A 7,789-nucleotide genomic window follows, 5' to 3' on the forward strand; every position below is an offset into this window, starting at 1 on the left:
GCGCAAATGCTCGGATATCTTCGCAGCGATTGCGCGCGCTTCCTGGGAATCGTAGCGCTGTCGCAGCATAATGAGTGCATCGCCTAGTCCGAGAAAACCCAGTCCCACACGGCGCTTGCTCATGGCTTCACGGTGCTGCGCGTCAAGCGGCCAGGCCGTGACGTCGAGCACATTATCCAGCATCCGCACCGCGACCTTTGCGACTTTCGCAAATGCATCGAAATCAAATCGTGCCTGTTCACTGAAAGGCATACGCACGAAACGCGTCAGGTTGATGGAACCGAGGCAGCAACAACCATAGGGCGGAAGCGGTTCTTCAGCACAGGGGTTGGTAGCCTCGATCGTCTCGCAATAATACAGGTTGTTGTCGCGATTAATGCGATCGAGAAATAAAATCCCGGGTTCAGCATGATCATAAGTCGAGCGCATGATCTGATCCCAGAGCTCGCGCGCTTTTATCTTGCGGTATACCCACAATCCGTCGTCGCGCTGATAGGCGCCCGATTCAAGTAGATCAGCATAGGGCTGTGCCTTATGCACCAGCTCGATTTCGGAATCGCTTTCCACAGCGCGCATGAATGCGTCGGTAACACCAACGGAAATGTTGAAGTTGGCCAGATCGCCGGAATCTTTGGCGTGGATGAATTCCTCGACATCGGGATGGTCGCAACGCAACACGCCCATCTGCGCGCCGCGCCGGGCGCCCGCCGATTCGACTGTCTCACACGAGCGGTCAAACACGCGCATATACGAAACCGGGCCGCTCGCGCGCGAATGCGTGCCCTTTACCTCAGCGCCCTTGGGGCGAATTGCCGAGAAATCATAGCCCACGCCGCCGCCGCGGCGCATGGTTTCAGCGGATTCAAGTAAAGCGACGTAGATGCCCGGTTTGCCGTCCACGATGTTTGAAATCGAATCACCGACCGGCTGCACGAAACAATTGATGAGCGTCGCCTGCAGGCGAACGCCTGCTGCGGAATTGATTCGTCCGGCGGGAACAAAGCCGGCTTCCATGGCTTCAAAAAAGCGTTCTTCCCAATGTGCGCGCTTTTCTTCCGCCTCTGCCGCGGCCAGCGCCTTGGCGACCCGCCGCCGCACATCTTGGACGGACTGTTCCCCGCCCTTGGCATATTTTTCGAGCAGGACTTCGCGGCATATATCCTGCTCGCGAAGTATAGATCGCTGCTCCAGTTGTTCTGTCATAGCGCTTTAATTAAAAATTTTGTCTTGTTAATAATACTATAGTAACCCGCAGACCACTACGTCCAGCAAAAAGCAGGCCGCAGAATATCGCGCCGGCTACAACAGAGGCACCGCCGCATCAAACCGAAGTCCGGCTGGAGGCAAATCGGCGCGCGCAAAGCGCACCAGCGCAAACGCACGTGTCTCAGGGGGCGTGACACCCGGGACCTGGGCGACTTGAAATTCGAAATCGGTGCCGCCCGATGCATCTGCATCATCAAGCACGACATTCATACGGTCAAGTCGCATCGTTCGTGTGGTGACATTGAAGTGCGCTTGAGGCTTTGCAAGCACGCTGCAGATGAGCTCGAGTTCGCGGTCGAGCGCTTCCGTAGCCGATCCCAAACCGGTGAGGTTACGCGCGTTATCGTCGATTTTCGATTGCAAGCGCGCGAGCTCGCTGGCCCCAACCGTTTCAGCTCCCAGTACCGCCCGCATCCCGGCACCTTGCTGCTCCAGCAACTTCAGTCTTGTCGTTAGCAACCCGCGTTCCTGCGTTAATGTCTCGCGCCGAGACTGTTCCGCGCCTACTTGCACAAGTCCTTCCAGTGCAAGCTGGTCCACGATATGCCGCTCGATTTCCGCCCTAAGCTCGGGTTCGGTGCGTCCGCAGATGCGCACCCGGTAGTCGCCGAAACTCACACTGGTCTGCGCAACTTCGCGGCGCATGGTTCCGTCTTCCAATGCCATACCTAGAATCTTGCGTTCGACCATTTGCATGCTCAGCACTGCGTAGGCCTCCTGCGAATCCGGGTTCCGATCAAACTGCGCGCGCAGGTCAGCCGCGCGGCCAAAGACCCGTGGGATTTCGTCAGCCGTCGCAAAGAATGCGCGCAGGTAAGGATCGGCCGCCCAGGACGCTGCACTTGCCTCCCGCGCGGGAGCGGCCCCCGCCACAAGCTCGCCGGCATAAGTTATTGATACTTTTACTGCGGGTCTAAGCCGTGCGCGGTAACGGGACACGAACCGCAATCGCGGATTCGTCATTTGTACAATGCGTTCCACCGTCTCATCAATTCGTGCAGCGTCCGGCGCGCTTTGAGCGCCGCCGCGAATCCATTCGAAAATTCCCATGATGGGCGCCAGCAAATTAAGCCATGATGTTTACGCCGCCATCGACGTAAACCGTCGCGCCCGAGAGGCGTCGCGCGAAAGGTGTCGCGAGGTAGGCGCAAGTGAAGCCTACGTCCATGATATCCACCAATTCGCCGAGGGGAGCGCGCTGGGCAGCGGCGTTGAGCATCAAGTCGAAGTCCTTGAGGCCTGAGGCAGCGCGGGTCTTGAGGGGGCCTGGCGAAATCGCGTGCACGCGTATGCCCTTGGTACCGAGCTCATAGGCCAGGTAACGGCAGGATGCTTCTAGCGCCGCTTTTACCGGACCCATTACGTTATAGTTGGGCACGACTTTGTTGGCGCCGTAGTAGCTCATCGCAAATAAGGTTCCGCCGTTCTTCATCAAGGGCGCCGCCAGCCGCGCCATGCGCACGAACGAGTGGCACGAGATATCCATCGCCTGCTTGAAGCCTTCAGTGGAACAATTAAGCAATCCGCCCTGCAAATCCTCTTTCGGCGCCCAGGCAATGGAATGCACGAGAATGTCAAGCCGGTTCCACTTCTTGCGGATTATCTCAAAAACCGCCTCCAGCTCGCCGGGACGGGCCACGTCGAGCGGCATAAAGATCGGGGTGCCAAGCTCTTTCAGCAGCGGCTCTACATACGTCTTCGTTTTTTCATTTATATAGGTGATCGCCAGATCCGCACCAAGCTCCTGAAACGCTTTCGCGCAGCCATATGCGATTGAATTCTGGTTGGCGATACCGACAACTAATGCCTTGCTCCCTTTCAGTACCGGTCGTGGAATTTGAAGTGACATTCTACGATTCTCCTTGGATTTGTATGTGGGGCGGCGCCGCGACAGGTCCCACTTCGGAAACCAAAAAGCTCCGCTGCACAATTGCGCGAATAGAACGCGCTATTTTCTGTGTCACGCCGGGACACCCCTCGAACTTGTTCTCAGTAACGCGCTGGTATGGCGGGCAATCATTAACTCCTCGTTGGTCGGAATAACCCAGACACTAACCCGGCTCGAATCCACGCTGATGCGCGGTCGACCAGAGTCATTGGCCGCTAAGTCAAGCCCCACGCCAAGCCACGCGGCTTCGCCGCAAACACGCTCGCGGATTGCCTTGGCGTGCTCGCCGATGCCGCCGGTAAACACCAGCGCATCGAGGCCGCCCAGCGCGGCGGCCAGCGAGCCCAGTTCTCGCGTAATACGATATACGAACAGATCGATCGCAAGCTTTGCGCGCGGATCACTGCTTGCCAATAGCGCTCGCATGTCGCTCGAAATTCCGGACACGCCGAGTAGTCCTGACTGCTGATAGATCAGCTTTTCGATTGCGCGCGCGTCCATTTTCAGTTCGTCCATCAGATAAAGCATCACGCCGGGGTCTATGGTCCCGCAACGCGTACCCATCGGCAGGCCGTCTACTGCAGTGAATCCCATCGTGCTCGCGATACTTTTTCCGGCCTTGATCGCGCACATGCTGGCTCCATTGCCAAGATGTGCGACCACGACGTGGCCGGCTGCCGCCTTTGCATCGAGGCGCGGTAATGTGCTGGCGATGTACTCGTAGGACAAGCCGTGAAAGCCGTAGCGGCGCACTCCGCGGTCGGTAATGGATCGCGGCAGCGCGAATGCCTGCGCAACTTCGGTTTGCACACGATGAAACGCCGTGTCGAAACACGCCACTTGCGCCAATTGTGGCATGCGCTCGAAGACGAATTTAATGGGCGCCAAGTTGTGCGGCTGATGCAGCGGCGCAAGCGGTATCAATTTTTCGAGCTTCGCGACGACTTGCGAATCAAGCAGCACTGGCTTGGAAAATTCGAGCCCGCCGTGCACCACTCGGTGACCCACCGCGACCGGGCGGTGGTTTTCACGACGCTCACGTAAAAAATTGACCAAGTACTCAATTGCGCCATCATGGCCAAGGCGCGTGCCTTCATCCCATGCGTAGGCACCGATGCTCGCGCCGGCCGCATCCCTGGCGGCAAATCGCGGCGCGGTGTAGAGCCCCTCAATTTGGCCGCCGAAACTAAACGCGGGCTCTGGTCCTTGGTCGACAAACACCGAGAACTTGATGCTCGACGAGCCTGCGTTTAAAACTAGAATCGCGTCGGTCACTACTTCACCAAAGCTCTTTGCCGCCTCGGTCGCGACGGGCTTTGGCCAGCAGTGCGGCGACCGCGCATGAGGCAAGCCGTGTTAGCACAGAATCGGCGCGGCTGGTCAGGATGATTGGCACGCGCGCACCGAGCACGATGCCTGCCGCGTCCGCGCCTGCGAGAAATGTCAGGCTCTTCGCCAGCATGTTGCCGGCCTCGAGGTCCGGCGCAACCAGCACGTTGGCGCGGCCGGCGACCGGCGAATCTATTTTCTTGATTTGCGCAGCCTCCGGGCTGATCGCGTTATCGAGTGCAAGCGGGCCATCGAGCAGCGCGCCGGTAATCTGTTTGCGGTCCGCCATCTTGCAAAGCGCCGCCGCTTCCAGTGTCGATGGCACGTCGGGATTCACCGTCTCCATCGCCGATAGAATCGCGACCCGCACTTCTGGCACGCCTAGATCATGCGCGAGGTCAATCGCGTTTTGCACGATGTCTATCTTGTCCTTGAGCGTGGGTACGATATTGACCGCTGCATCCGTTATAATCAGCACGTCTGCATAGGTGGGCACATCCATGATAAAACAGTGGCTGATGCGCCGGGGGGTGCGCAGGCCAGTATCGCGCTTGACTACCGCGCCCATCAGCTCGTCAGTGTGGAGACTGCCTTTCATAAGGGCCTCCGCCTTGCCTTGGCGCACCAGTGCCACCGCCGCGGCAGCCGAGGCTTCGCTATCCGGCACATCCACCATTTCAAACTTTGAAATGTCGATCCCATGCTGCTTTGCCGTAGCCTCGATACGCGCGCGGGGCCCGAAGAGGATCGGCGCGATCAAGCCGGCTCTGGCCGCCTCAGCGGCTGCCGTCAGGGAACTCTCATCGCATGGGTACGCAACAGCGGTCGGCGTGGGTGGCAGGGATTTGCAGCGCGCGATCAGTCGCTCGTATTTCTCGTGCTTGCGATTCACTTAGAGCCGCCCTTTCCGCGCGTAACAACGCTCAGGCGACGTTGACCTTGGGGTGGCGACTTCACACCGCCACCCGTCGCGCCCAGCACCGAGCGGATGCGTTCGACCATGCCCATCTGCTCCGCGGTAGGCTTGATCTCCTGAAGAACGCGTCGGTCAGCAAGCAGCCGATCGAGCAGCGTAAGCAGTCGTTCGCGATCCACGGGCTCGCTAAGCAGCTGCGGTAAAGTCTCAATCGCTCGGTCGGGTTCGTAGTGCGCGACGATTTCCTGCTCGCCCCGAATGCGACGCGCCTGGTCGAGCGGCAGCGAAGGCACGAAGTCAGCGTAATCCTTCGCCAACTCCTGGCGCAGCATCAGTCGTGACAGCGGCAAGCTGCCTTTGGGGCGCACCAGGTAATCCACTCGCGCAAACGCCTCGGCGTAGCCACCCTCCGCGATAGATGCGAGCGCATCTTTTACGAATGGCAGCTCGCGCGGATCCGCGGTGCTTTGCGCGGCGTGCTCTTCCGCTTCATACTTGTCGGCAAGGTAGAATGAGAACATGCTGCCGTAGGTTTGGAAGAACGCAGCTTCGCTTACCGCGTCTCGCATTGCGCGGTAAAAATCAAGCGAGGCGCTGACCAGTTCCGCCATCATTTTCTCGATTTTGCGCACAGCGTTGTCCGTTCCCACCGCTTTGCGCTGGGACTTGACTGCATTCGCCGCGGGAGGAAGCCAGGTCAGCCACGGATTTGTATCGGAAAATGCCCAGCGCTGGAAACGCAGTGGATGGAATTCGCGCGAGAGCTTCGCGGTGAACTCATTTGAGAGGGATTGAATCAGCGGCTGCGCGAAGAGTTCATAAGCACGCTGATTGAACTCCGACACTTGCGCTACAGCCTCGAACGGCTTTTCGTCGGCACGTTTCAGACGGTTGAGACGCGCGACGACGTCTTCCAGCCGATGCTCACGGAACTCGACTTGGTACTCAGTTTGCTGCTTATCGCCCTTCCGTTCGGTGATTTCCATTCCGTATAGACCCGGTGGCAGCACCTCTACCGCTTTCAACACCGAAACAATCTGGGCATGTTCTTTTTTCGCGACTTTTCCTGAGACGAAGATCCCAAGGTGTCCGACGTCCTGGTGCAGCAGCCCGATGATCACCTGGCCGCGTGCTTTGATTTCTTCGGTGCTGCCGTAGACATCCGCTACCCAGTTGAATGCCTGTTGCGGCGGCGTGATGTTGTCGCCCATCGAGGCAAACAGAATGATCGGCGACTTGATTTCGCGCAGATCAAAAACCTTGCCGCCCCGTGCGGGTGTTTCGCCGGACCAGAGCTTGTTGCCGACGAAAAGATTGCGCGTTATCCATTCAATCTCCTGCCGGTTCATCAGATAGAAGCCGCCCCACCAGCGCTCAAACTCAAGAAAGCGCGGCGGCTCGGTGTCAATGTTGGCGAACACGTGATAATACTTGTCCCAGAAGGTATTGGCCGGATTCAAATTCTCCATATTCTGGACAAGATACGCGCCATCGAATATCCCGTCGCCAATATCCGCCGTGAGCGAGGCGAGCCACGACCCGCCGAGCATGCCGCCCGCGTATCGCATCGGGTTGTCGCCTTCGCCTTCACGCCACGCGCCGCCCCAGTAGGACATCGGCGCGCCGTTGATCACAATCGGGCCGGTATCGTCCGGATCGGACGCCGCGAGCATCATCGCAGCCCAGCCTCCCTGGCAATTGCCAACAATGGCTGGCTTCGCGCTTTTCGGGTGCAATTCGCGCACCTTGTGCACGAATTGTTGCTCCGCGGTGCATACGTCGAGCAGCGTTTGCCCCGGCTCCGGTTCGGGAAAAAAGATCACGAAGTAGACCGGATGTCCATCGCGCAGCGCGACGCCCACCTCCGAATCGTCCTTGAAGCCGCCGATGCCGGGACCGTGTCCGGCGCGCGGGTCGATGATGATGTACGGCCGCCGTTTCGCATCCACTGTCACGCCTTGTGGCGGGACGATCCGCACCAGCGCATAGTTGACCGGCTGCTTGAAGGTACGGCCATCGAGCACCATTTCGTATGCAAAGTGCAAGACGGGCGGCAGGCCTTGCTGGACGTGCTCCAGATAATTGTTGCCACGTTGGCGCAGCGTATCGCAAAACAGCACCGAGCGCTGCCACGTATCGATCGAATACTGGTACCAGTCGGTCCAGATATTCCACGCATTGACCGGCTTCGCCGTGAGGTCGGCAACGTGTTCGTTGTAGGCTTTCTGCACCCGCTCTTTGAACTGGTCCTGCGCGATCTTCACACGTTTCTGAAAAAGCCGCGCAACCTTGCCAGAAAGGTCGTAACTGCGTGAAACTTGGGCACCGGCATCCATGAACTAGCCTCGACAGGGAAAAAAGATAATTCGAAGTTTACTTTGCTGTTGCAA

At 58.6% G+C, this 7,789-nt stretch carries 6 protein-coding genes; all 6 read right to left on the minus strand.

The genetic code is table 11. The features are described 5' to 3' along the window. Positions 1-1,203: adenosylcobalamin-dependent ribonucleoside-diphosphate reductase (locus tag VLV32_08980; GenBank protein ID HUL42019.1), on the minus strand; the 1,203-nt coding region annotated here is incomplete at its 3' end. Positions 1,204-1,299: 96 nt separating this feature from the next. After that, positions 1,300-2,316, minus strand: coding sequence for a hypothetical protein (locus tag VLV32_08985; protein ID HUL42020.1), 1,017 nt, complete (start codon positions 2,314-2,316; stop codon positions 1,300-1,302). 16 nt (positions 2,317-2,332) lie between these two features. Next, positions 2,333-3,115: an enoyl-ACP reductase FabI gene (gene fabI / locus VLV32_08990; protein ID HUL42021.1), complete on the minus strand. Its 783-nt coding sequence runs from the start codon at positions 3,113-3,115 to the stop codon at positions 2,333-2,335. Positions 3,116-3,226: 111 nt separating this feature from the next. Next, positions 3,227-4,429 carry an acetate/propionate family kinase gene (locus VLV32_08995; protein ID HUL42022.1) on the minus strand — a complete coding sequence of 401 codons (1,203 nt, stop codon included), beginning with the start codon at positions 4,427-4,429 and terminating at the stop codon, positions 3,227-3,229. 4 nt (positions 4,430-4,433) lie between these two features. After that, a complete protein-coding gene (locus tag VLV32_09000) occupies positions 4,434-5,375 on the minus strand; it encodes a phosphate acetyltransferase (protein ID HUL42023.1) in 942 nt (313 codons plus the stop codon). Next, positions 5,372-7,735 (minus strand): DUF3141 domain-containing protein, encoded by a 2,364-nt coding sequence (locus VLV32_09005; GenBank protein HUL42024.1) that lies wholly within the window; start codon positions 7,733-7,735, stop codon positions 5,372-5,374. Before VLV32_09005 ends, VLV32_09000 begins: the two co-directional genes overlap by 4 nt. Positions 7,736-7,789 lie beyond the last annotated feature (54 nt).

The organism is Burkholderiales bacterium, from assembly GCA_035518095.1.
Classification (GTDB): Bacteria; Pseudomonadota; Gammaproteobacteria; order Burkholderiales; family JAHFRG01; genus JAHFRG01.

Bases quoted from the DNA above. Each gene is read 5' to 3' on its own strand.
- VLV32_08985 (HUL42020.1), bottom strand. From the start codon at position 2,316: ATGGGAATTTTCGAATGGATTCGCGGCGGCGCTCAAAGCGCGCCGGAC.
- VLV32_09005 (HUL42024.1), bottom strand. From the start codon at position 7,735: ATGGATGCCGGTGCCCAAGTTTCACGCAGTTACGACCTTTCTGGCAAG.
- fabI (HUL42021.1), bottom strand. From the start codon at position 3,115: ATGTCACTTCAAATTCCACGACCGGTACTGAAAGGGAGCAAGGCATTA.